Source organism: Pseudomonas sp. 2995-1 (assembly GCF_002742505.1).
Classification (GTDB): domain Bacteria; phylum Pseudomonadota; class Gammaproteobacteria; order Pseudomonadales; family Pseudomonadaceae; genus Aquipseudomonas; species Aquipseudomonas sivasensis.
The window spans coordinates 1-303 of the sequence record NZ_LJSA01000521.1; the positions used below are offsets into that span (position 1 = coordinate 1).

The following is a 303-nucleotide window of genomic DNA, read 5'->3' on the forward strand; positions in this document are numbered from 1 at the left end:
ATCTAGGAGAGCCAGAAGAGCCATTTATTACAAAGTTTGCTCCCGCAGTTTTTAAAAACATGACGATTGCCGAAGCATATGATTTCACTGAAAAATATACAGGGGAGGCCCCAACTTTTAAGAATGGGACTTCAAGTTCTGATTATGCATCAAAAGTGAGTGCAGACTGTGTCACGCTTTTAACGGAACTACCATATTTCTTCGATGCTAGAATTGAGGATTTGAGGGAAGGGGACATGACGAGGAAGGAAGCAGTACTACAGAATATTTACCAATCGCAGTGCCATTTTGCTGTTTTGGATG

At 41.3% G+C, this 303-nt stretch carries 1 protein-coding gene; it reads left to right on the forward strand.

Annotated features, from left to right (window positions below):
* Positions 1 to 303: hypothetical protein (locus AOA61_RS31950; protein ID WP_218197389.1), on the forward strand; the 303-nt coding region annotated here is incomplete at both ends.